At 64.2% G+C, this 19,962-nt stretch carries 13 protein-coding genes; 7 read left to right on the forward strand and 6 right to left on the reverse strand.

Annotated features, from left to right (window positions below; translation table 11 throughout):
- Positions 1-60: 60 nt before the first annotated feature.
- The 4 genes from NKH35_RS04950 to NKH35_RS04965 form a co-directional block, all read right to left on the reverse strand.
- Positions 61-513 carry a DUF983 domain-containing protein gene (locus NKH35_RS04950; protein WP_031194788.1) on the reverse strand — a complete coding sequence of 151 codons (453 nt, stop codon included), beginning with the start codon at positions 511-513 and terminating at the stop codon, positions 61-63.
- The gene (rnr, locus tag NKH35_RS04955) at positions 513-2,819 is read right to left on the reverse strand and encodes a ribonuclease R (protein WP_352913594.1); all 2,307 of its coding nucleotides are present in this window, start codon (positions 2,817-2,819) and stop codon (positions 513-515) included. The genes NKH35_RS04950 and rnr overlap by 1 nt, the downstream gene beginning before the upstream one ends.
- Positions 2,820-2,823: 4 nt before the next feature.
- Positions 2,824-5,487, reverse strand: a complete 2,664-nt coding sequence (gene topA / locus NKH35_RS04960; protein ID WP_352913596.1) for a type I DNA topoisomerase — start codon at positions 5,485-5,487, stop codon at positions 2,824-2,826.
- A 316-nt stretch (positions 5,488-5,803) separates the two neighbouring features.
- The gene (locus tag NKH35_RS04965; protein WP_023734452.1) at positions 5,804-6,181 is read right to left on the reverse strand and encodes a COG4315 family predicted lipoprotein; all 378 of its coding nucleotides are present in this window, start codon (positions 6,179-6,181) and stop codon (positions 5,804-5,806) included.
- Positions 6,182-6,399: 218 nt separating this feature from the next.
- Between NKH35_RS04965 and NKH35_RS04970 the strand changes: the two genes are divergently transcribed.
- The 4 genes from NKH35_RS04970 (at position 6,400) to NKH35_RS04985 (ending at position 11,527) form a co-directional block, all read left to right on the forward strand.
- Positions 6,400-7,149 carry a cytochrome c biogenesis CcdA family protein gene (locus NKH35_RS04970; RefSeq protein ID WP_352913598.1) on the forward strand — a complete coding sequence of 250 codons (750 nt, stop codon included), beginning with the start codon at positions 6,400-6,402 and terminating at the stop codon, positions 7,147-7,149.
- Positions 7,150-7,272: 123 nt separating this feature from the next.
- Positions 7,273-8,646 (forward strand): bifunctional UDP-N-acetylglucosamine diphosphorylase/glucosamine-1-phosphate N-acetyltransferase GlmU, encoded by a 1,374-nt coding sequence (glmU, locus tag NKH35_RS04975; protein ID WP_352913600.1) that lies wholly within the window; start codon positions 7,273-7,275, stop codon positions 8,644-8,646.
- 194 nt (positions 8,647-8,840) lie between these two features.
- Complete coding sequence (gene glmS, locus NKH35_RS04980) at positions 8,841-10,664, forward strand: glutamine--fructose-6-phosphate transaminase (isomerizing) (protein ID WP_352444069.1); 1,824 nt, start codon at positions 8,841-8,843, stop codon at positions 10,662-10,664.
- Between the two features lie 92 nt (positions 10,665-10,756).
- Positions 10,757-11,527, forward strand: a complete 771-nt coding sequence (locus NKH35_RS04985) for a DUF502 domain-containing protein (protein WP_031193123.1) — start codon at positions 10,757-10,759, stop codon at positions 11,525-11,527.
- Here the strand turns inward: NKH35_RS04985 and recG are convergent.
- Positions 11,479-13,587, reverse strand: a complete 2,109-nt coding sequence (gene recG, locus NKH35_RS04990; RefSeq protein ID WP_027050382.1) for an ATP-dependent DNA helicase RecG — start codon at positions 13,585-13,587, stop codon at positions 11,479-11,481. The genes NKH35_RS04985 and recG overlap by 49 nt on opposite strands.
- 314 nt (positions 13,588-13,901) lie before the next feature.
- On the opposite strand from recG, the gene NKH35_RS04995 reads away from it, so the two are divergent.
- Positions 13,902-14,189, forward strand: coding sequence for an FAD assembly factor SdhE (locus NKH35_RS04995; protein WP_023681561.1), 288 nt, complete (start codon positions 13,902-13,904; stop codon positions 14,187-14,189).
- A gap of 10 nt (positions 14,190-14,199) precedes the next feature.
- The gene (gene mfd / locus NKH35_RS05000) at positions 14,200-17,691 is read left to right on the forward strand and encodes a transcription-repair coupling factor (RefSeq protein ID WP_023691172.1); all 3,492 of its coding nucleotides are present in this window, start codon (positions 14,200-14,202) and stop codon (positions 17,689-17,691) included.
- Here mfd and NKH35_RS05005 read toward each other — a convergent pair.
- Positions 17,688-18,296 carry a hypothetical protein gene (locus tag NKH35_RS05005; protein ID WP_196814070.1) on the reverse strand — a complete coding sequence of 203 codons (609 nt, stop codon included), beginning with the start codon at positions 18,294-18,296 and terminating at the stop codon, positions 17,688-17,690. The genes mfd and NKH35_RS05005 overlap by 4 nt on opposite strands.
- A 271-nt stretch (positions 18,297-18,567) precedes the next feature.
- Here NKH35_RS05005 and NKH35_RS05010 point away from each other — a divergent pair, with 271 nt between their 5' ends.
- Positions 18,568-19,941, forward strand: coding sequence for a class II 3-deoxy-7-phosphoheptulonate synthase (locus NKH35_RS05010; protein ID WP_023688326.1), 1,374 nt, complete (start codon positions 18,568-18,570; stop codon positions 19,939-19,941).
- Positions 19,942-19,962 lie beyond the last annotated feature (21 nt).

The following is a 19,962-nucleotide window of genomic DNA, read 5'->3' on the forward strand; positions in this document are numbered from 1 at the left end:
AAACGAAAGTGGCCTTTCACGGTCGGCATGTTGCGCCAAGCGACATTGCCCTGACGCAAACTAGGTTCCGGGATGCGGCTCGGTGCCGTCTTTTTCGCCGCCGAAGCCGTGCATATAGAGCGCCCATTGCAGTCCGATGACGGCGCCCTTGACCGGTTGCAGCAGAGCGACCGACAGCACGATGGTCAACGGCACCCAAATGGCGATGTGCTGCCACATGGAGAGCGTCGAGGTCGCCTCAACGCCCATGAAGGCGCCGAGAACGATGTGGCCGACAATGACGATGACGAGATAAGCGGGCAGGTCGTCGGCGCGGTGGTGGTGGAACTCCTCACCGCACACGGCGCATTTGTCGACACTTTTGGTGAAGCCGGCGAACAACCTGCCTTCGCCGCAATGCGGGCAGCGGCCAAGGGCGCCGCGCTTCATCGCCGTCCACAGCGGGCGGGCGACTCGGCCCGAATGATGTTCGCCGCCGAAAACCTGCTTCTGGATTCCCATTTCGCTTGCCATTATCGTCTCCTGCCGCGCGACCCCGGGCGCGATTGCGACGCGCGGGCGCGGCCTTTTGCCTTGTGAAACGACCGTTTGGAGCCGGGCAGGGGCTTCGGGTCGGTCAGCATCTCGAAACGCATCGCGCCGGCCATAGGCGCCACCTCGATCAGGCGAACCTCGACGCGGTCGGCAAGCTGATAGCCCTTGCCGGTGCGTTCTCCGAACAGCGATCGCGCGGTTTCGTCATATATATAGTAATCGCCATCCAGACTTGACACCGGGATGAAGCCATCTGCGCCAAACTGCGGCAATTGGACAAATAGTCCCGATTTGGTGACGCCCGAAATGCGGGCGTCGAACCGGTCGTCGATGCGCTCGGCGAGGTAGGCAGCGATCAGCCGGTCGACGGTGTCGCGCTCGGCCGCCATGGCGCGGCGCTCGGTGCCGGAGATCAGCACCGCGACGTCTTCCAGCCGCGTCTCTTCGTCCTGCGTCAGCCCGCCAGGGCCGAGCCCAAGTGCGGCAATCAGCCCGCGATGCACGATCAGATCGGCATAGCGGCGGATCGGCGAGGTGAAATGCGCGTAGCGCTTCAGGTTGAGGCCGAAATGGCCGATGTTCTTGGGCGAATATTCGGCCTGACTCTGCGAGCGCAGCACCACTTCGTTGACCAGCCCCTCATTGTCGGCGCCACGCACGCGCTCGAGAATGCCGTTGAACTGGGCGGGCCGCATCTGCGCGCCACGCGCCAGCGACAGGCCGAGCGTCTGCAGGAACTCGCGCAGCGATTCCTGCTTGGCCAGCGACGGCGCATCGTGGACGCGGTAGACCAGCGCCTGCTTCTTCGCTTCCAGCGTTTCGGCGGCGGCGACATTGGCCTGGATCATGAATTCTTCGATCAGCTTGTGGGCGTCGAGCCGCTCCGGGACGACGACGCGGTCGACGGTGCCGTCCGGCTTGAGCAGGATCTTGTGCTCGGGCAGAGCAAGCTCGAGTGTCTGGCGGCCATCGCGGCCGCGCTTTAGGATGGCGTAGGCGTCACACAGCGGCTTCAGCACCGTATCGAGGATCGGGCCGGTCTTGTCGTCAGGAAGGCCGTCTATCGCGGCCTGGGCCTGCGGATAGGCGAGCTTTGCCGCCGATTTCATCATGACGCGGTGGAAGGTGTGACGCAGCTTGCGGCCATCGGCGGCAAAAATCATGCGCACGGCAAGCGCGGGACGGTCCTGGCCTTCGCGCAGCGAGCACAGGTCGTTGGAGATGCGCTCTGGCAGCATCGGCACGACGCGGTCGGGGAAATAGACAGAATTGCCGCGTTTCAGCGCCTCGCGATCGAGTGCGGTGCCATAGCGGACATAGGCTGCAACATCGGCGATCGCCACCGTGGCGATCACGCCGCCGGGGTTCTTCTCGTCGAGGTCGGGCGTGGCGAAGACGGCGTCGTCATGGTCCTTGGCGTCGGCCGGGTCGATGGTCACCAGCGGCAGGTCGCGCCAGTCCTCGCGGTGAGCAAGCGTCGCCGGTTTTACCGCCTCGGATTCGGCGATGACGTCGGCCGGGAAGATATGCGGAATGTCGTGCGCGTGGATGGCGATCATCGAGACCGCCTTTTCGCTGGTCAGCGAGCCCAGCACCGCCACCACTTTTGCGCGCGGCAAACCATACCGGGAGGCCCGCGCGGGCTCGACCTCGACAAGGTCGCCGTTCCTGGCGCCGTTCTGGAATTCCTTGTCGACGATCAGTTCGGGCTGGCGACGTTCCACCGGCTCGATGCGGAAGGTGCCGTCCTGAAGGATACGAAAGACGCCCAGCACGGCATCTGTCCGCTTCTCGAAAATCTTCATTACGCGGCCCGTATAGGCGGGCCCGGTCGCATCGTCGGTCGGGAAGGTCTTGGCCAGCACACGGTCGCCGATGCCCGGCTGCGGGCCATTGCCGCCGCGCGAGACGCGGATCGAGACGACGGGCGGTTCGCCGGTGCCTACGGGCTCGGCAGGATGCGCCAGCAGGATGCCGTCGCCATCGCGGCCAAAAATGTCGAGTACGGCGACATGCGACAAGGCGCCGACACGGGCCAGCCGTTTGCGCTCCTTGGTCAGGATGCCTTCGTCCTGCAGGTCGCGCAGAATGTCCTTCAGCCAGATGCGGTCGTCGCCGCGCAAGGCAAACGCCTTGGCGATGTCGCGTTTTCCCGCGCGGTCGGGGTTCTCGGCGATGTAGCGCAGGATTTCGTCACGCGAGGGCCTGTAGTCGTCCTTGACCTTGGCCCTCGTGTCGGCGGTGCGCGGATCGCCGTGGCTTCTACCGGTGATCCTGCGCGCCACGCTGCTATCCCTTTTTCTTCGCCGCCGGCTTCTTGGTCGCCGACTTCTTGGCTGTGGTTTTCTTGCCAGTGGTTGTTTTGGCAGTGGTTTTCTTGGCTGTGGGGGCCTTGGCGGCTGCCGCCTTGCGGAACGGCTTCTTGCCGCCGCCCTTGGCTTCCTTCTCGGCGATCAGCGCCAGCGCGTCCTCGACGGTCACCGACTGCGGATCCTTGCCCTTGGGCAGTGTCGCGTTGACCTTGCCGTAGTTGACATAGGGCCCATATTTGCCATCGCGCACGACGATCTTGCCCCCGCCATCGGGATGGTCGCCGAGTTCCTTCAGCGCCGCCGCAGTGCCGCCATTGCGGCCGCCCTTGCCCTTCAGCTGCTTCTCGGCGATCACGGTGACAGCGTGGTTGAGGCCGATCGAGAACACATCCTCGATGCTGTCGACATTGGCGTAGGTGCCATCGTGCAAAACGAACGGACCATAGCGGCCAAGCCCGGCGGAGATCATCTTGCCGGACTCGGGATGCTTGCCGATGTCGCGCGGCAGCGACAGCAGCGCCAGGGCCTTCTCATGGTCGATGGAATCAGGCGTCCAGCCCTTGGGCAGGCTGGAGCGCTTGGCTTCCTTGCCGTCGCCGCGCTGGATATAAGGACCGAAGCGGCCTGAGCGCAGCGTGATTTCCTCTGCCGTGTAGGGGTCCTTGCCGAGCACCTTGGTGCCGTCCTCGCCGCCGCCATTCTCGCCATTCGGGTTGGCGGCGTCGCCGAGCTGGCGGGTAAAGGAACATTCCGGATAGTTGGAGCAGCCGACGAAGGCGCCGAACTTGCCGAGTTTCAGCGACAGATTGCCGGAGCCGCATTTCGGGCAGATGCGGGGATTCGAGCCATCCTCCCGCGCGGGGAACACCAGCGGCGCCAGTTCCTCGTTCAGCGCATCGAGCACGTCGGTGACGCGCAGTTCCTTGATGTCGGCGACCGCGCCGGAAAAGTCTTTCCAGAAGTCGCGCAGCACGTCCTTCCAGGCGAGCTTGCCGTCGGAAATCTCGTCAAGCTTTTCCTCGAGTGAGGCCGTGAAGTCATATTCGACATAACGCTCGAAGAAGCTTTCGAGGAAAGCCGACAGCAGCCGGCCCTTGGCCTGCGGCACCAGCCGGCGCTTGTCGATGCTGACGTAGTCACGGTCTTCCAACGTCTTCAGGATCGCGGTGTAGGTCGACGGACGGCCGATGCCGAGCTCTTCCAGCTTCTTGATCAGCGACGCCTCGGAATAGCGCGGCGGCGGCTCGGTGGTGTGCTGGGTGGCATTGATCGCCTGACGGGCCAGCTGCTCGCCGGCACGGATCTCGGGCAGACGACGGTTTTCCTCGTCTTCGGCGTCGTCGTCCTTCTGGTCGGTGTAGGCGGCGATGAAGCCGTCGAAGCGAACGACGGAACCGACGGCGCGAAGCTCCGCGGTGCGAGCGCCATTGACCGCCTCGATTTCGACCGTGGTACGCTCGATCTCGGCCGACTGCATCTGGCTGGCGATGGCGCGCTTCCAGATCAATTCGTAAAGCCGCAGCTGGTCGGAATCGAGATACTGCCTGACCGAAGCCGGCGTGCGCATGAAATCGGTCGGGCGGACCGCCTCGTGCGCTTCCTGGGCATTCTTGGCCTTGGCTGTGTACTGGCGCGGCTTTTCCGGGAGGTATCTTGGGCCGAATTCCTTGGCGATGGTGTCGCGGGCGGCGTCAATCGCCTCCGGCGCCATCTGCACGCCGTCGGTTCGCATATAGGTGATCAGGCCGGTGGTCTCGCCGCCGATCTCCATGCCTTCATAGAGGCGCTGCGCCACCTGCATGGTGCGCGTCGCCGAAAAGCCGAGGCCCGACGATGCCGCCTGCTGCAGCGTCGAAGTGGTGAAGGGCGGGCCAGGATTGCGCCGCGTCGGCTTGGCTTCCACCGACAGAGCCTTGAAGGTCGCGCCTTCGAGCATGCCCTTGATATCGTCGGCCTGCGCCTTGCTGGCGATGTCGAGCTTCTGCAGCTTCTTGCGCTCGAACGCGGTCAGCCGCGCCTCGAAGCTGTCGTTACGTGGCGTGCCGAGGAGGGCAGCGATCTGCCAGTATTCCTCGCGGACGAAACGTTCGATTTCGGATTCGCGGTCGCAGACCAGGCGCAGCGCCACCGACTGGACGCGGCCGGCGGAACGGGCGCCCGGCAATTTGCGCCACAGCACCGGCGACAGCGTGAAGCCGACGAGATAATCGAGTGCGCGGCGAGCCAGATAGGCATCGACCAATGGCGCATCGATCTGGCGCGGATTGGCCATCGCTTCCAGCACCGACGACTTGGTGATGGCATTGAAGACGACGCGGCTGACCGGCTTGTCCTTCAACACGCGCTTCTGCTTGAGCACCTCCAGCACGTGCCAGGAAATGGCTTCGCCCTCGCGATCCGGATCGGTGGCGAGGATCAGGCCATCGGCATCCTTGACCGCGTTGGCGATGTCGGTGAGACGCTTTCCGGACGCGGTGTCGACCGCCCAGGACATGGCGAAATCCTCGTCGGGACGCACCGAACCATCCTTGGCCGGCAGATCGCGGACATGGCCGAACGAGGCCAGAACCTTGAAGTTCTTGCCGAGATACTTGTTGATTGTCTTTGCCTTGGCCGGCGATTCGACGACGACGACGTCCATGAGGTCTCATATCAGCTGTGGGGCGGCAGAAGAATTCCGCTGCGTGACGCATTCAATTGGTCGCTCACATGGCCGCGCTTTTGCGATCGGTCAAGGGCAAGCGGCCAAAATGCGGAGGCGTGTGCCGCAATACACTCTTAGAGTGTATGGAGAAGATCACAAAATTTTTGTCTGGGACGGTTCGTGTTTCGAGCCACCGGGAAAGGCGCCGCGACCGGTTCGTGCTGCCCGTAAATGCCGAACTGGCCGCCGGGTCGCTTGGAGCCGGCGGCCAGCCGAGTCCCGCCGATGGCGCGCGGGATAGAGGTTCGGACGATCAGTCGGCCTTGACGATGTGCCAGACTTCGCCGACGCCGTCGCCGGTGATGTCACCGGCCTTCTTGTCCTTGATGAAGGTGTAGACCGGCTTGCCGTCATAGGCCCACATCTTGGTGCCGTCAGTGCGGTCGACGATGGTCCATTCGTCGTCCGCCTTGGCGCCGTCCTCGGCCTTCAGCGGCGGCCAGTTGGTGGCGCATTTGTCATAGCAGTTGGTCTTGCCCTTCTCGTCCTTGTCATAGGTATAGAGCGTCATGCCGTTGGCATCGGTGTAGATCTTGGTGCCAGCGACTTCCGCTTCCTTCCACGCTTCGGCGGCGAAGGATGCGGCGGTGCTGAGCAGAAGGGCGGCCAGGCCGACGGTGATCGTTTTCATGGAAATCTCCCTGGTGATCCGACGAAGCGCGCAGAAATCGCGGCTTCGCTATGTGAACGTTCGGCGAGGGACATTTCTTCCCCGGCTTGGTCAACTTGGGATTGGCCGACAACAATTCGTCCGGCCGGATCGTATCTGTAGCCAAATTCCACACGATGGTGATTGGCGAACACGATTTTGCGTCGCTATATCGGCGCCAAGGAATCTGGGGTTCTGGAATGCCATTGGACATCGGCTATGTCAGCGCGGTCGGAGCGGGGGCGATCTCGTTCCTGTCGCCTTGCGTGCTGCCGCTGGTGCCGCCCTATCTCTGCTACATGGCCGGCGTGTCGGTCGACGACTTTCGCGGTGGCGGTGCCGGCGTCGCGGCCAAGGCCGGCGCCCGCGGCGCGCTCATCTATTCCTCGCTCGCCTTCGTACTCGGTTTCTCCACCGTGTTCGTGGCGCTCGGCGCCGGCGCCTCGACCATCGGCCACTGGCTGCGCGTCTGGCAGGAACCGCTGGCGATGGCTGCCGGCGTGCTGATCATCCTGATGGGGCTGAATTTCCTCGGCATCTTGCGCATCCCGCTTTTGTCGCGCGAGGCGCGCTTTCAATCGCAGGGCAAGCCTGCCAGCATGGTCGCCGCCTATGTCATGGGGCTGGCCTTCGCCTTTGGCTGGACGCCGTGCATCGGCCCGGTGCTGGGGCCGATCCTGCCCTTGGCCGGCGGCCGCGAGACGGTGGGCGAGGGCGCTCTTCTGCTTGCCGCCTATTCGCTTGGCCTCGGCATTCCGTTCCTGATTGCTGCCCTGTTCTCCGGCGCCTTCATGCGCTTCCTCGGCAGGTTCCGCGTCCATCTCGGCCGCGTCGAAAAAGCCATCGGCGCGCTGCTGGTCGTCGCCGGCGTGTTCTTCCTCACCGGCGGCGTGCAGACGGTGTCCTACTGGCTGCTGGAGAATTTTCCGGTGCTGGGCCGGCTGGGGTAGCGATCCGCTGATCGAGAGTGAACTGCCTCATCACCTCACCGGAATTTAACCCCATTGGTGCAGCATGACGCCAGATGCTACCACTCTGCGATTCCTGATCCCATTTCATACGGTTGTCCTTCCATGAGCCAGAGATCCTGCTTGTCCGTCATTCTCGCCGCCGGTGAAGGCACGCGCATGAAGAGCGCGATGCCGAAGGTGCTGCACCAGATCGCCGGACTGCCGATGGTCGCCCATGTGGTGAAAGCGGCCGAGGCCGCCGGCGCCCGCAGCCAGGCGCTGGTGATCGGCCATGGCGCCGATGATATGCGCAAGGCGGCGGCGAAATTCGCGCCCAAGGCCGAGACCTTCGTGCAGGAGAAGCGGCTCGGCACTGCACATGCCGTGCTGGCTGCGCGCGATGCGATATCAAAGGGTTATGACGATATTCTCGTGATGTTCGGCGACACGCCGCTGATCGATGCTGAAGCCCTGGTGACCGCGCGGCAAAAGCTTGCCGATGGCGCGGCCGTCGTGGTGATCGGTTTCCGTCCGCCCAGCCCGGCCGGCTATGGCCGGCTGATCGAAAAAGGTGGCAAGCTCACCGCCATCCGCGAGGAGAAGGACTGCTCCGCCGAGGAAAAGAAGATCGGCTTCTGCAATGCCGGCATGATGGCGGTGGCCGGCGCTCATGCGCTCGAACTGCTCGACAAGGTCGGCAACAAGAACGCCAAGGGCGAGTACTATCTCACCGACATCGTCGAGATCGCCAGTGCGAAAGGGCTCGATGTCGTCGCCACCGAAACGAGCTTCGAGAGCGCGCTCGGCATCAACAACAGGGCCGAGCTGGCGCAGGCGGAAGGCATCTGGCAACAGCGTCGTCGGGACGAGGCGATGCTGTCGGGCGTAACGCTGATTGCGCCGGACACCGTGTATTTCTCGCACGATACCGAAATCGGCGCCGACACCATCGTCGAGCCCAATGTCTGGTTCGGCCCGGGCGTGAAAATCGCCGGCGGCGCCAAGATCCACGCCTTCAGCCACATCGAAGGCGCGACCGTCGCTGCCAATTGCGACGTCGGTCCGTTCGCACGGCTCAGGCCAGGCGCCGATCTCCGCGAGAAAGCCAAGGTCGGCAATTTCTGCGAGGTCAAGCAGGCGGTCATCGAGGAGCGCGCCAAGGTCAATCATCTGACTTATATCGGCGATGCCCGTGTGGGCGCGGGGGCCAATATCGGCGCCGGCACCATTACCTGCAACTATGACGGCTACTCGAAGTTTTTCACCGACATCGGCGAGGGCGCCTTCATCGGTTCGAACTCGTCGCTGGTGGCGCCGGTTACGATCGGCAAGGGCGGCTACATCGCCTCGGGTAGCGTCATAACCGAAAGCGTGCCGGACGATGCGCTGGCCTTCGGCCGCGCCCGCCAGAAGACCATTCCCGGCAAGGGCAAGGAATTGCGCGAGCGCTTCGCGTCTGCCGCAGCGGCGAAGAAAAAGGCCGGCACCGGCCATTAACCGCCGAAGCAATTGAACAACCGAGGAATTGCGGTAACCGGATTGCAAGAGCGGTGTGTCATGGTGCATCGGGTTGAGAAGCGTTCCGTTACAGCAGACGAAACGCAAAGTGACTTTCGCGGCGGGCCGGCAATCCCTAGATAGCGCTGGTTTTCCATCGGGACTGGTTTTCCAGGTGAATCGGGGGCAGGCGCATGTGCGGTATCGTCGGAATTGTCGGCCAGAGCCAAGTCGCGCCGCTCATCGTCGATGCTTTGAAGCGGCTGGAATATCGCGGCTATGACTCGGCCGGTGTCGCCACGATCGAGCATGGCCGGCTTGGCCGCCGCCGCGCCGAAGGCAAGCTGATCAACCTCGAACGCCGGCTGAAGGACGAGCCGCTCGATGGCACGATCGGCATCGGCCACACGCGCTGGGCCACACATGGCGTGCCCAACGAGACCAACGCCCATCCGCATTTCTCCGACGGCGTCGCCATCGTTCACAACGGCATCATCGAGAATTTCGCCGAGTTGCGCGATGAGCTGATCCGCGACGGCTATTCCTTCTCGTCGCAGACCGATACCGAGGTCGTAGCGCATCTGGTGGCGCGGCAGCTTGCCAAAGGGCTGAAGCCGATCGAGGCGGCGCACCAGGCGCTGAAGCGGCTGGAAGGCGCCTTTGCTCTGGCCATCATGTTCACCGGCGACGAGGATCTCATCGTCGGCGCCCGCAATGGCCCGCCGCTGGCCGTCGGCCATGGCGATGGCGAGATGTTTCTGGGCTCCGACGCCATCGCGCTGGCGCCGTTCACCAATTCCATCACCTATCTCGAAGACGGCGACTGGGCGGTGGTGCGCCGCGATGGCGTCACCATCTTCGACATCGACGGCAAAGAGGTTGCCCGCAAGCGCCAGCAATCACTGTCGACCAGCTTCATGGTCGACAAGGGCAACCGCCGCCATTTCATGGAAAAGGAAATCCATGAACAGCCCGAAGTGATCTCGCATACGCTGGCGCACTATGTCGATTTCGTCTCTGGCGTGTCGAAGCCGCTGGAACTGCCGTTCGACTTCGCTAAGATCGGCCGGCTGGCGATCTCGGCCTGCGGCACCGCCTATCTCGCGGGGTTGATCAGCAAATACTGGTTCGAGCGCTATGCGCGGCTGCCGGTCGACATCGATGTCGCCTCGGAATTCCGCTATCGCGAAATGCCGTTATCGGCTGATGATGCTGCCTTCTTCATCTCGCAGTCCGGCGAAACCGCCGACACGCTGGCCTCGCTGCGCTATTGCCGCAAGGCGGGCATGAAGATCGGCGCCATCGTCAATGTGCGCGAATCGACCATGGCGCGCGAATCCGACGTCGTGCTGCCGACGTTGGCCGGGCCGGAGATCGGCGTCGCCTCGACCAAGGCTTTCACCTGCCAGCTTTCGGTGCTGGCCTCGCTGGCGGTGCGTGCGGGTGTGGCCCGCGGCACGATCTCGAAGGACGAGGAAAAGACGCTGGTGCGCGCTCTTTCGGAGGCGCCTCGCTACGCCAACCAGGTGCTCAAGCTCGAGGAGCAGATCGAGCGCATCGCGCGCGAAATCTCGCGCTACAAGGACGTGCTCTATCTCGGCCGCGACACCAATTTCCCGCTCGCCATGGAAGGCGCGCTGAAACTCAAGGAAATCTCCTACATCCATGCCGAGGGTTATGCCGCGGGCGAACTGAAGCATGGCCCGATCGCACTGATCGACGAAAACATGCCGGTCATCGTCATCGCGCCGCATGACCGCATCTTCGAAAAGACTGTGTCGAACATGCAGGAGGTGGCGGCGCGCGGCGGCAAGATCATCCTGATCACCGACGCCAAGGGCGCGGCTCAGGTGAGCTTGAAGACGATGGAGACGATCATCCTGCCTGACGTGCCGGAAATCATCTCGCCGATCATCTATGCGCTGCCGATCCAGATGCTGGCCTACTACGCCGCCGTGTTCATGGGGACGGACGTCGACCAGCCGCGCAATCTGGCGAAATCGGTGACCGTGGAGTAGTCGGCGCTCATCGGGGGTCTAAAAAACTTCGCAGTTCCAAAGCGCCGTCCGCTTCACTAGTGTGGCGCTGCAACCCGCATCCCCGGTGAACCATGTCCGATGCTCCCAGAACTTCCGGCATGACCCGGCTGAGGAACTATTTCCTCACAGGCTTTATCGTCTGCGCGCCGCTGGCGATCACCGCCTATATCGCCTGGTCGTTCGTCGGCTGGGTCGATTCCTGGGTGAAGCCGTACATTCCGGCGCGCTACAGCCCCGACACCTATTTGCCGTTTCCGGTGCCCGGCTTCGGCCTGATCGTGGCGCTCGTGCTGATCACGCTGATCGGCTTCATGACCGCCAACATCGTCGGTCGCGCCATCGTCAATTTCGGCGAACGGCTGCTTGGCCGTATGCCGCTGGTGCGCGGCATCTACGGTTCGCTGAAGCAGATTTTCCAGACGGTGCTGTCGAACAAGGGCGATATGTTCCGCCAGGTCGGGCTGGTCGAATATCCGCGAAAAGGCGTCTGGTCGCTGGTCTTCGTCGCCAGCGAGAAGGAAACCGAGATCAACCAGAAGCTCGACCATGCAGGCGACCCGATGATCGCCGTGTTCATGCCGTGCACGCCGAACCCTACCACCGGTTTCCTGATGTACGTGCCGAAATCCGACATCGTGCTGCTCGACATGACGATCGAGGACGGCGCCAGGCTGATCGTCTCGGCCGGGCTGGTGGCGCCCGAAGTCAAGCCGAAAATGGTGACGATGAACGGCCAGCCGATCGACGGAGATCTCGCCAACCCGCCGCTTGGCGGGCTGATCGCCGAGGGCGCTCAGCCGGCGCGCAAGAGCCGTACGGCCTCGTCGCGGCCGAACAAATAGAGCAGCAGGCGCAGCGCCTCGCCGCGCTCAGACTGTAGTTCCGGGTCGCGCGACAGGATCAGCCTTGCATCGTCGCGGGCTGCTTCGAGCAAGTCGGCGTGCACCTCGATGCGCGCCACCTGGAAGCCCGGCGTGCCGGACTGGCGGGTGCCGAGCAATTCGCCTTCGCCGCGCAGCTTCAGATCCTCTTCGGCGATCAGGAAACCGTCCTCGGTCTCGCGCATCACCGACAGCCGGCGCTTTGCCGTCTCGCCGAGCGGGTCCTTGTAAAGCAGCACGCAGGAAGAAGGCTTGTCGCCGCGCCCGACGCGGCCGCGCAGCTGGTGCAGTTGCGCCAGGCCAAAACGCTCGGCATGCTCGATGACCATGATCGTGGCGTCCGGCACGTCGACGCCGACCTCGATAACGGTGGTGGCGATCAGGATGCGGGTTTCGCCGGCCTTGAAGGCGCGCATCGCCTCGTCCTTTTCGGCACCCTTCATGCGGCCGTGGACGAGGCCGATGCGATCGCCGAACAAGGGCTGCAGCGAGGCAAAACGGTCCTCGGCCGACATCAGCTTGATCTCTTCGGATTCCTCGACCAGCGGGCAGATCCAGTAGATCTTCTGGCCGTCGGCAACCGCGTCCAGCATGCGACCGACCAACTCGTCCAGCCGTTCCAGTGGCAGCGTGACGGTGCGGATCGGCTGGCGGCCGATCGGTTTTTCCGTCAGCTTGGAGACGTCCATGTCGCCGAAGGCGGTCAGCACCAGAGTGCGCGGGATCGGCGTCGCCGTCATCACCAGCATGTCGGGGGCGTCGCCCTTGGCGGTGATGGCAAGCCGCTGGTGGACGCCGAAGCGGTGTTGCTCGTCGACCACGGCAAAGACGAGGTCGTGATAGGTCACCGTTTCCTGGAACAGCGCATGGGTGCCGACGACGATGTCGATCTCGCCGCTGGCGAGACCTGATAGCGTTTCAGTGCGTTCGCGGCCCTTTTCGCGGCCGGTCAGGATAGCGACGCGCAGGCCGGCCTGTTCGGCCAAAGGCGTGATCGTCGCCAGATGCTGGCGCGCCAGGATCTCGGTCGGCGCCATCAATGCCGCCTGGCCACCGGCCTCGACTGCGCGCCCCATGGCCAGCAGCGCCACCACCGTCTTGCCGGAGCCGACATCGCCTTGCAGCAGGCGCAGCATGCGCTCGGGGTCGGCCAGATCGGCATTGATTTCGGCAAGCGCGAATTCCTGGCTGCCGGTCAATGAATAGGGCAGGGCTGCGCGCAGTTTCTCAACGATGCGACCGTCGCCGATGAGCGGCCGGCCCGACAGGCGGCGCACTTTTGCCCGCACCAATGCCAGCGAGACCTGGCCGGCGAGAAGCTCGTCATAGGCAAGGCGGCGCCATGCCACCCCCTCGATGGCGACATCGATCGGGTCCGCGGGATAGTGGATGCGGGCGAGCGCGTCGGCGAAGGCGGGGAAAGTCTGCTTGCGCATGAAGGCGCCGTCCTGCCATTCCGACAATTCCGGCAGCCGGCCGAGCGCCTGGCCGATGGCGCGGCGCAGCACCTTGCCCGACAGGCCGGCGGTCAGCGGATAGACCGGTTCGACCAGCGGCAGTGTTTCCGCCTCGCTCACCAGGGCGATATGGTCGGGATGGACCATGGTCGGGCGGCCGTTGAACCACTCCATGCGGCCGGAGACGACGACATGCTCGCCCACCGGCATCGCCTTTTCGAGATAGGCGGCATGGGCGTGGAAGAAGATCAGGCCGATCTCGCCGGTGTCGTCATGGGCATAGACGCGGTAAGGCACCGACCGGTTGCCGCGCGGCGGCGGCTGGTGGCGGTCGATGCGCACGTCGAGCGTGACGATGGCGCCGGCCGGCGCAAGCGCGATGCCGGGACGATTGCGGCGGTCTATGACGGTGTGCGGCAGAACGAACAACAGGTCGCCGGCGCGCGCCGGCCGTTCGCCGAGATCGGCCGCCACCACCTTCTCGATCAGAGCGCCAACCTTGGGGCCGACGCCGGCAAGCGAAGTGATCGGGACGAAGAGAGGGTCGAGGAGGGAGGGGCGCATGGCTTCACTCTCCCCCCTGTGGGGAGGGTCGATCCTCGAAGCGGAGCGGGATGGGGGTAGGTGCGCGGCTAACTTTCGAGGAAGTCGGTAGGTCAGCGCCGCACCCCCACCCCGTCTCACTCGCTTCGCTTTGCGAAGCGTGCTCGCCGACCCTCCCCACAAGGGGGAGGGTGAAGTGCGGGCGGTGTCCGGCACCAGCGTTGTCAGGAGTGTTCTTCACACCAGGGATGTTTAGCCGCCCACCCGTGCGTTGCAAGGCTGACACCGCCCTCTATCCACGCTATATGCGCCGCACCAAGCAAGGATGCGGCACGATGACCGGGACGAAACGATCAAGCGAGGGGCTGGATATCAGGCGCCGCAAGCTGTTGTTCCGCTCCTGGCATCGCGGGATGCGCGAGATGGACCTTATCCTCGGTACGTTTGCCGACAACGAGATCGGCGCCTTGACCGGCGATGAAATCGACCAATATGAAAGGCTCCTCGACATCCCCGACACCGAATTCCTGCCCATGGTCACCGGCGAACGCCCGGTTCCCAGGAATATCGACTGTGCCGTCCTGCAAAAGATCCTGGCATCGCGCCGGACCATGACATTTTAAACGTGCAACCATGAGCCTCATTCCCAAAATCGGTCTGCCGAAAGGCCGTGCCGGCCAGTTCATCGTCGACGGCGTTGCCGATGGCTACGAAGCCTTTGCGCTGGTGCAGGCGATCCATGAGATTGCGCCTGACAAACCGGTGCTGTTCGTGGCGCGCGACGGCCAGCGCCTGCCGTCGATCATCGAGGCGCTGACCTTTGCCGCCCCCGGCCTGCCGGTGCTGGAGTTGCCGGCCTGGGATTGCCTGCCCTATGACCGCGTTTCGCCAGGCTCCGATGCCGCCGCCAAGCGGCTCGACGCCCTGACGGCAATGATCGCGCTGGCAAAAAAGCCGCATCGCGCGGTCATCCTGACCACTGCCAATGCGCTGCTGCAGCGCATTCCGCCGGCCGATCTGGTCGAAGCGCAGACTTTCCACGCAAAGCCCGGCAACCAAATCGACATGAACGCGCTGGTGTCCCGGCTGGAGATTTCCGGCTTCGAGCGAGTGCCGACGGTGCGCGGTATCGGCGAATTCGCCGTGCGCGGCGGCATCCTCGACCTCTACGCACCCGGCTGGACGGAAGCACTGCGGCTCGATTTCTTCGGCGACACGCTGGAATCGATCCGCGTCTTCGACGCCGCCACGCAGCGCACCACCGGCCAGCGCAAGTCGATGGCGCTGCAGGCGATGAGTGAAGTGGCGCTGACCCCCGAAACCATCAGCCGCTTCCGCCGCTCCTATATCGAAGCCTTTGGCGCGCCGCAGCGCGACGACGGCCTTTATGCGGCGGTGAGCGAAGGGCGGCGCTTTGCCGGCATGGAGCACTGGCTGCCGCTGTTCTACGAGCGGCTGGAGACAGTGTTTGATTATCTGCCGGATGCGCCTGTCATCTTCGACCATCTGGCGCACGAAGCGCTGGCTGAGCGTCACACGCTAATCCTCGACCACTACGAAGCGCGCCGCAAACAGGCCGACGCCGCGTTGAAGGACGCCGTGCCCTACAAGCCGGTGGCGCCGGACCTGCTCTATCTCTCACCGGAAAACCTCGTGGCGTCGCTCGGACCGCGCGAAGCCATCGACTTCACCGCCTTCGACGCGCCCGATGTCGGGGCCAAGAAGGTCTTCCATGGCGGCTCGCGCCATGGCCGCAGTTTTGCCGAGGAACGGGCTGACCCAAACATCAACGTCTTCGATGTCGTCGTAAAACACATCGCTGACGAGCGCGCGGCGCGCCGCCGGGTCATCGTCGCCGGCTGGACCGAAGGCTCGCTCGACCGGTTGGGCCAGATCCTGGCCGAGCACCATCTCGGCAATCTCGTGCCGGTGGCGACGCTGGCCGAGGCGGAAAAGCTCGAGCCGGGGCAGGCGGTACTCGCCGTGCTGCCGCTGGAATCCGGCTTCGAGACCGAACAGCTGGTCGTCGTCGCCGAGCAGGACATTCTGGGCGACCGGCTGATCCGCCGCTCGAAGCGCAAGAAGCGCGCGTCGGATTTCATCGCCGAGGCCTCGTCGCTGTCGGCCGGCGACATCGTCGTCCACGCCGATCACGGCATTGGCCGCTTCATCGGCCTGCGCACCATCGAGGCGGTCGGCGCGCCGCATGACTGCCTGGAAATCCACTATGCCGGCGACGACCGGCTGTTCCTGCCGGTGGAAAACATCGAGCTTCTGTCGCGCTACGGCTCTGACACAGCCGAGGCGACGCTGGACAAGCTCGGCGGCGGCGCCTGGCAGTCGCGCAAGGCGCGGCTGAAGAAGCGCCTGCTCGACATGGCCGGACAGTTGATCCGCATTGCCGCCGAGCGCCAGATGCGTACCGCGCCGCCCATGGTGCCGGCGGAAGGGCTTTACGGCGAATTCTCGGCGCGCTTTCCCTATGAGGAGACCGACGACCAGCAGGGCGCGATCGATGCCGTCGTGGACGATCTCGGCGCCGGCAAGCCGATGGACCGGCTGATCTGCGGCGATGTCGGCTTCGGCAAGACCGAAGTGGCGTTGCGCGCCGCCTTCATCGCGGCGATGGAAGGGTTCCAGGTCGCGGTCGTGGTGCCGACGACGCTGTTGTCGCGCCAGCATTTCAAGACTTTTTCGCAGCGCTTCTCCGGCCTGCCGATCCGCGTCGGCCAGGCCTCGCGGCTGGTCGGCGCCAAGGAACTGGCGGAAACCAAGAAAGCCATCGCCGAGGGGCAGGTCGACATCGTCATCGGCACCCATGCACTGCTCGGGTCGGCGATCTCGTTCAAGAATCTCGGCCTGCTGATCATCGACGAGGAGCAGCATTTTGGCGTCAAGCACAAGGAACGGCTGAAGGACCTCAAGACCGACGTCCACGTGCTGACGCTGTCGGCGACGCCGATCCCGCGCACGCTGCAGCTTGCCTTGACCGGCGTGCGCGAACTGTCGCTGATCGCCACGCCGCCGGTCGACCGCATGGCGGTGCGCACCTTCATCTCGCCTTTCGACCCGCTGGTCATCCGCGAGACGCTGCTGCGCGAACGCTACCGCGGCGGCCATTCCTTCTATGTCGTTCCGCGCATCAGCGATCTCGCCGAAATCCATGATTTCCTGCGCGAATCCGTCCCCGAGCTGAAGGTGGCGGTGGCCCATGGCCAGATGCCGCCGGGCGAACTCGACGACATCATGAACGCCTTCTATGACGGCCAGTACGACGTGCTGTTGTCGACCACCATCGTCGAATCCGGGCTCGACATTCCGACCGCCAACACGCTGATCATCCATCGCGCCGATATGTTCGGCCTGTCGCAGCTCTACCAGCTGCGCGGCCGCGTCGGCCGTTCCAAGGTGCGGGCATATGCGTTGTTCACGCTGCCGGCCAATCGCAAGCTCACCGACACCGCCGAGCGCCGGCTGAAGGTGCTGCAATCGCTGGACACGCTTGGCGCCGGCTTCCAGCTCGCCAGCCACGACCTCGACATCAGGGGCGCCGGCAATCTACTCGGCGAAGAACAATCCGGACACATCAAGGAGGTCGGCTTTGAGCTCTACCAGCAGATGCTGGAGGAGGCGGTGGCCGAGGTGAAGGATTCCGGTGAGGTGCAGGATGGCGGCTGGTCGCCGCAGATCGCGGTGGGCACGGCGGTCATGATCCCGGAAAGCTATGTGCCGGACCTGCAGCTCAGGCTGGCGCTCTACCGCCGCCTTGGCGATCTCGAAAGCACCGAGGAGATCGATGCTTTCGGCGCCGAGCTGATCGACCGCTTCGGCCCGCTGCCGGAGGAAGTGAAGCATCTGCTCAAGATCGTCTTCATCAAGGCACTCTGCCGGAGGGCCAATGTCGAAAAGCTCGATGCCGGCCCCAAGGGCGTCGTCATCCACTTCCGCAAGCGCGAGTTTTCGAACCCGGTCGGGCTGGTCAAGTACATCGGCGAACAGGGCTCGCTGGCCAAGATCAGGGCCGACCACAGCGTGGTCTTCATCCGCGACTGGCCGACGGCGGAAAAGCGCCTGGCGGGCTCGGCTGTCGTCATGACGCAGTTGGCGCGGCTGGTGGCCACCTAGACTTTCGGATGGAAATTCGACTGCAACTGCAGGTCGGATGCCGAGAACGTGCCGGCGCCGACGATGACGTGCCCGGCAGGCACGGTGAAGCCGCGCGCGGCGCCGGCGCCTTTCAGCAATCCGGCCCGGCGGTCGGGGTCGGACTCACGAAAACTGCCGCCCGGTTCCAGCCGGCAACTGTCGACGGTGATCGCGCCGAGAAGCTGGCTGCCCGAACCGAGCACCGTCTCACCGAACACCGCCGCGCCGTTGAGATAGCGGCCTTGATCGCCGATCACGATCGAGGCTCCCGGCCTGTTGGCCTTTGCAGTAAAACCGCCTTCGCCAAACTGGTTGCGTGAGCCGACGCGGATTGCGCCGGCGGATGCTTCGAACAGTGTGTTGGCGTGGAAAATGTTGGCGTCGCCGATCTCCAGCGCGCCACCGTCGGTGCAGAACAGGTAGACGCCGGGGAAGAAGACGTTGCCTCGCCCGATGACGGCGCCTGCGGAAATCAGCGTGGAGTAGGGGTCGTAGATCACGTTGCCGCGCTCGGACAGGCCAACAACCTCTTCGATCGTAAACAGGCCTTGCTCGCGGCGCACGCGGTCAAGGTAGGCGGACACGGACATAGGAACTCCATGGAGAATTGTTGCGCAGCGGACGATGACCGGCGCGACTACATCGGTGAGGATCGATTCTGGCACCAAGGGATATTGCACAGCCGTCGCGAAGATAAGAAGCCAAAGTGGGTCGCGGCATGGAGCTCCCCATCATTCGCCAGCGCTTGAATTCCGGTCTAGAATAGAAAATCGGCTTCGTGTATGGAGCCGCCATCCCCATATGGGGCGGGAATGGCGGGCAAAAGCCTGCTGGAAAGAGCGTTTGGGTGCAGCGATGACGAAATGGTCGCCGAATTCTTGGAGAGCAAAGCCGATCAAGCAGGTTCCTGCCTATCCGGACCTCGCCGCGCTGAAGAACACGGAAGCCCAGCTCGCCACCTTTCCGCCGCTGGTTTTTGCCGGTGAGGCGCGCAAGCTGAAGAAGCAGCTTGCGGCTGTCGCTGCCGGCGACGCATTCCTTCTGCAGGGCGGCGATTGCGCCGAGAGTTTCGCCGAACATGGCGCCGACAACATCCGCGACTTCTTCCGCGTCTTCCTGCAGATGTCGGTGGTGCTGACCTTTGCCGGCGCGCAGCCGGTGGTGAAGGTCGGCCGTGTCGCCGGCCAGTTCGCCAAGCCGCGCTCGTCCGACAATGAGACCAAGGGCGAGGTGACGCTGCCAAGCTACCGTGGCGACATCATCAACGGCATCGAGTTCGACCCCAAGTCGCGTATTCCCGACCCGGCCCGCCAGGAAATGGCCTACCGCCAGTCGGCGGCGACGCTTAACCTGCTGCGTGCCTTCGCCCAAGGCGGCTACGCCAGCCTGGAGAATGTGCATCGCTGGATGCTGGGCTTCGTCTCCGACAGCCCGCAAGGCGAGAAGTATGGCATGCTCGCCAACCGCATCACCGAGACGATGGACTTCATGAAGGCCGTCGGCATCACCTCGGAGACCAACTACGCGCTGCGCGAGACCGACTTTTACACCAGTCACGAGGCGCTGCTGCTCGGCTATGAAGAGGCGCTGACCCGCGTCGATTCGACCTCCGGCGACTGGTACGCAACGTCGGGCCACATGATCTGGATCGGCGACCGCACCCGACAGCCCGACCATGCGCATGTCGAATATTGCCGCGGCATCAAGAACCCGCTCGGCCTCAAATGCGGCCCGTCGCTGACGACTGACGGCCTGCTGGAGCTCATCGACCTGCTCAATCCGGAGAACGAGCCGGGCCGGCTGACGCTGATCGCCCGCTTCGGCTCCGACAAGGTCGCCGACCATCTGCCGAAGTTGGTGCGCGCGGTGCAGAAGGAAGGTCGCAGCGTCGTGTGGTCGTCCGACCCGATGCACGGCAATACGATCGAGGCTGCCGGCTACAAGACGCGGCCGTTCGACCGCATCCTCAAGGAAGTGCAGACCTTCTTCGAGGTGCATCGCGCCGAAGGCACGCACCCCGGCGGCATCCATGTCGAGATGACCGGCAAGAACGTCACCGAATGCACCGGCGGCGCCCGCGCCATCACCGCCGAGGAGCTGCAGGACCGCTATCACACCCATTGCGACCCGCGCCTCAACGCCGACCAGGCGATCGAGCTGGCGTTCCTGGTGTCGGATCTCTTGAAGAAGAGCCATCCGGTGCAGCACAAGCAGGTGGCTAACGGCTGAACCCGTTTTCAGAATTGAAAT

Source organism: Mesorhizobium sp. M1143 (assembly GCF_040318435.1).
In the GTDB taxonomy this organism is placed as follows: domain Bacteria; phylum Pseudomonadota; class Alphaproteobacteria; order Rhizobiales; family Rhizobiaceae; genus Mesorhizobium.